The 3,914-nt window shown below is 72.0% G+C and carries 4 protein-coding genes; all 4 read right to left on the bottom strand.

Annotation, left to right across the window (positions count from 1 at the left end; genetic code table 11):
* Positions 1-31: 31 nt before the first annotated feature.
* Positions 32-796, bottom strand: coding sequence for a Fe-S cluster assembly ATPase SufC (gene sufC, locus ABEB16_RS14965; protein WP_345713032.1), 765 nt, complete (start codon positions 794-796; stop codon positions 32-34).
* Positions 796-2,052 carry a Fe-S cluster assembly protein SufD gene (gene sufD / locus ABEB16_RS14960; protein ID WP_345713031.1) on the bottom strand — a complete coding sequence of 419 codons (1,257 nt, stop codon included), beginning with the start codon at positions 2,050-2,052 and terminating at the stop codon, positions 796-798. Before sufD ends, sufC begins: the two co-directional genes overlap by 1 nt.
* Entirely contained in the window at positions 2,052-3,464 is a 1,413-nt protein-coding gene (gene sufB, locus ABEB16_RS14955) for a Fe-S cluster assembly protein SufB (protein ID WP_345713030.1), read from the bottom strand. Before sufB ends, sufD begins: the two co-directional genes overlap by 1 nt.
* On the bottom strand, positions 3,461-3,914 hold a 454-nt coding region (locus ABEB16_RS14950; protein ID WP_425560204.1), incomplete at its 5' end, for a helix-turn-helix transcriptional regulator. The genes sufB and ABEB16_RS14950, both read right to left, overlap by 4 nt.

Here is a 3,914-nt window from a genome sequence, read left to right as displayed (position 1 = left end):
CTCCTCGCTGCGGTGGTGCCCAGGCGCCCGGTCAGCTGCGCGCGGCGGTGAGGAACCGGTCGTAGCCGGACTCCTCCAGGACGTCGGCCAGCTCCGGGCCACCCTGCTCGGCGACGCGGCCGTCGACGAAGACGTGCACGAAGTCGGGCGTGATGTAGCGCAGGATGCGCGTGTAGTGGGTGATGAGCAGCACCCCGACGTCGGTGGCCTGCCGCACCCGGTTGACGCCCTCGGAGACCACCTTCAGCGCGTCCACGTCGAGGCCGGAGTCGGTCTCGTCGAGGATCGCGAACTTCGGCTTCAGCAGCTCCAGCTGCAGGATCTCGTGGCGCTTCTTCTCCCCGCCGGAGAAACCCTCGTTGACGTTGCGCTCGGCGAAGGAGGCGTCCATCCGCAGGCCCTCCATCGCGGTGCGCACCTCCTTGACCCAGGTGCGCAGCTTCGGGGCTTCCCCGTCGACGGCGGTCTTGGCGGTGCGCAGGAAGTTCGACACCGTGACGCCGGGGACCTCCACCGGGTACTGCATCGCCAGGAACAGCCCTGCACGGGCGCGCTCGTCGACGCTCATCTCCAGCACGTCGGCACCGTCGAGGGTGACCGAGCCGCCGGTGACGGTGTACTTGGGGTGCCCGGCGATGGAGTACGCCAGCGTCGACTTGCCCGAACCGTTCGGACCCATGATCGCGTGGGTCTCGCCGGAGCGGATCGTCAGGTCGACGCCGCGCAGGATCTCCTTGCTGCTGCCGTCAGCCTCCTCGACGCCGACGTGCAGGTCGCGGATCTCCAGAGTGGCCATCAGTTCTCCTCCGCCGTGGCGGCGTCGCGGGTGGTCGTGCCCGCGGCGGCGGGCATCGTGGTCTGCAGCTCGGTCTCGATGGTGGCCAGCAGCCGTTCCTGCAGCGCCGGCACGCCGATGCGCTGGATGACGTCGGCGAAGAAGCCGCGCACCACCAGGCGGCGGGCCTCGGCCTCGGCGATGCCGCGCGCCTGCAGGTAGAACAGCTGCTCGTCGTCGAAACGGCCCGTGGCGCTGGCGTGCCCGGCGCCGACGATCTCGCCGGTCTCGATCTCCAGGTTGGGCACCGAGTCCGCGCGGGCGCCGTCGGTGAGGACGAGGTTGCGGTTGAGCTCGTAGGTCTCGGTGCCCTCGGCGGCGGCGCGGATGAGGACGTCGCCGATCCACACCGCGCGGGCGGTCTCCCCCTGCAGGGCGCCCTTGTACTCCACGTAGCTCTTGCAGCTGACCGGCTCGTGGTCGACGAAGAGGCGGTGCTCCAGGTGCTGGCCGGCGTCGGAGAAGTACAGACCCAGCAGCTGCGCGTCGCCGCCGGCTGCGGCGTAGCGCACGTTCGTGGACAGGCGCACCACGTCACCGCCGAGGCTGACGGCGAAGTGCTTGACGGTCGCGTCGCGGCCCACGACGACGTCGTGCTGGCCGACGTGGACGCTGCCGGCCTGCCACTCCTGCAGCGTGACGAAGGTCAGCTGCGCGCCGTCGCCGACGCGCACCTCCACGCCGCCGCGGTGCTGGCCGGTGCCCACGTGGTCCAGGACGACGGTGGCGCGGCTGTGCGCGCCGGCCTCCACGACGAGGTGGCCGGAGCTGGTGCCCCCGTCGGCGCGCAGCGTGAGCAGCACGGGCTCGTCGAGCTCGGCCTCGGGGCGGATGCGCACCAGGTGGGCGGTGCGGGTGGCGCCCCAGGCGGCGGCGGCCACCCGGTCCCCGGGCAGGAAGGCCGTGCCGGCGCCGAGCTCGGCGGTGGCGCCGCTGCGGTGCTCCACGCCCTCGGGTGCGCTGACCTCCAGCACCGCCTCGCCGGAGTCGGCGCCGGCGGCGAACAGCGCGCCCAGGCGCTCGGTGGGGCTGAAGCGCCAGTCCTCCTCCCGGCCCGAGGGCAGCGGGAAGTCGGCGACGTCGAAGGACGTGCGGCGGGCGGCGCGGCTGGCGTCGGGCACCCCGGGACCGCCGTGGCTGTGGGCGCGCTGGGTCGCCCCGGGCGCGTCGGCCACCGGCCCGCGGTCGCCGGCCTGGTTCTCCTCGACCACGGTCATCAGCCGACGGCCCCTTCCATCTGCAGCTCGATCAGGCGGTTCAGCTCCAGCGCGTACTCCATGGGCAGCTCCCGGGCCACCGGCTCGATGAAGCCGCGCACGATCATGGCCATCGCCTCGTCCTCGGCCATGCCGCGGCTCATGAGGTAGAAGAGCTGGTCGTCGCTCACCTTGGAGACGGTCGCCTCGTGCCCCATGACGACGTCGTCCTCGCGCACGTCGACGTAGGGGTAGGTGTCCGAGCGGCTGATGGTGTCCACCAGCAGCGCGTCGCAGCGCACCGTCGAGCGGGAGTGGTGCGCGCCCTCGTGGACCTGGATCAGGCCCCGGTAGGAGGTGCGCCCACCGCCGCGGGCGATGGACTTGGACACGATGGAGGAGGCGGTGTGCGGGGCGGCGTGCACCATCTTCGCGCCGGCGTCCTGGTGCTGGCCCTCCCCCGCCATCGCGATCGACAGCGTCTCGCCCTTGGCGTGCTCGCCCATGAGGTAGACGGCCGGGTACTTCATCGTCACCTTGGAGCCGATGTTGCCGTCGATCCACTCCATGGTGGCGCCGGCGGCGGCGGTGGCCCGCTTGGTGACGAGGTTGTACACGTTGTTGGACCAGTTCTGGATGGTCGTGTACCGGACGCGCGCGTCCTTCTTCACCACGATCTCCACGACCGCCGAGTGCAGCGAGTCGGACTGGTAGATGGGCGCGGTGCAGCCCTCGACGTAGTGCACGTAGGAGCCCTCGTCGGCGATGATCAGCGTCCGCTCGAACTGGCCCATGTTCTCGGTGTTGATGCGGAAGTAGGCCTGCAGCGGGATGTCGACGTGCACGCCCGGGGGCACGTAGATGAACGACCCGCCGGACCACACCGCGGTGTTGAGCGAGGCGAACTTGTTGTCCCCGGTGGGGATGACGGTGCCGAAGTACTCCTTGAAGAGCTCCTCGTGCTCGCGCAGGCCGGTGTCGGTGTCGACGAAGATGACGCCCTTGGCCTCCAGGTCCTCGCGGATCTGGTGGTAGACGACCTCCGACTCGTACTGCGCGGCGACCCCGGCGATGAGGCGCTGCTTCTCCGCCTCGGGGATGCCCAGGCGGTCGTAGGTCTCGCGGATGTCGGCGGGCAGCTCGTCCCAGCTGGTGGCCTGCTTCTCCGTGGAGCGCACGAAGTACTTGATGTTGTCGAAGTCGATGCCCGACAGGTCCGAGCCCCAGTCCGGCATCGGCTTGCGGTCGAAGAGCCGCAGCGCCTTCAGCCGCAGCTTCAGCATCCACTCCGGCTCGCCCTTCTTGGCCGAGATGTCGCGCACGACGTCCTCGGACAGCCCGCGGCGGGCCGAGGCGCCGGCGACGTCGCTGTCGGCCCAGCCGTAGCGGTAGCGGCCCAGGCCCTCCAGCTCGGGAGGGGTCGTGGTGGTCATCGTCGGTGTCCTTCCGTCGTCGGACGGCTCCTCCCGGGCGTCGCCCGGGACGGGGTGGTGCTGGGGGTGGTGCTGGGGGTCGTGCTGCCCGCGGCCGGGCGCGGGACGTTCTCGGGGGTGGCGGGCCCCTGCGGGGCCCTGTCGTCCGGGACGTGGGAGGTGCAGACGTGGTCGCCGTGGGCCAGGGTCGCCAGCCGCTGCACCCGGGTGCCCAGCACCCGGGCGAAGGCCCGCGCCTCCGCCTCGCACAGCTGCGGGTAGCGCTCGGCCACCCGCTGCACGGGGCAGTGCCCCTGGCACAACTGCATCCCCTCCGCAGCTGTTCCGGTGCCCACCGGGCGGGCCGAGGCAGCGTAGCCCTCCGCGGCCAGCGCCGTCGCCAGCGCCCGCACCCGCGCCGGGACGTCCGCGCCGGCACCGGCCACCGCCTGGGACAGGCGGGCCTCCAGG

This window comes from Kineococcus glutinatus, from assembly GCF_039542765.1.
Classification (GTDB): Bacteria; Actinomycetota; Actinomycetes; order Actinomycetales; family Kineococcaceae; genus Kineococcus_A; species Kineococcus_A glutinatus.
Note: the sequence above shows the minus strand (reverse complement) of the source record. Positions and strands in the feature narration are given on the sequence as shown.

Excerpts from the sequence above, each read along its gene's own strand:
- sufB (WP_345713030.1), bottom strand. The coding sequence starts at position 3,464 with ATGACCACCACGACCCCTCCCGAGCTGGAGGGCCTGGGCCGCTACCGC.
- sufD (WP_345713031.1), bottom strand. The coding sequence starts at position 2,052 with ATGACCGTGGTCGAGGAGAACCAGGCCGGCGACCGCGGGCCGGTGGCC.
- sufC (WP_345713032.1), bottom strand. The coding sequence starts at position 796 with ATGGCCACTCTGGAGATCCGCGACCTGCACGTCGGCGTCGAGGAGGCT.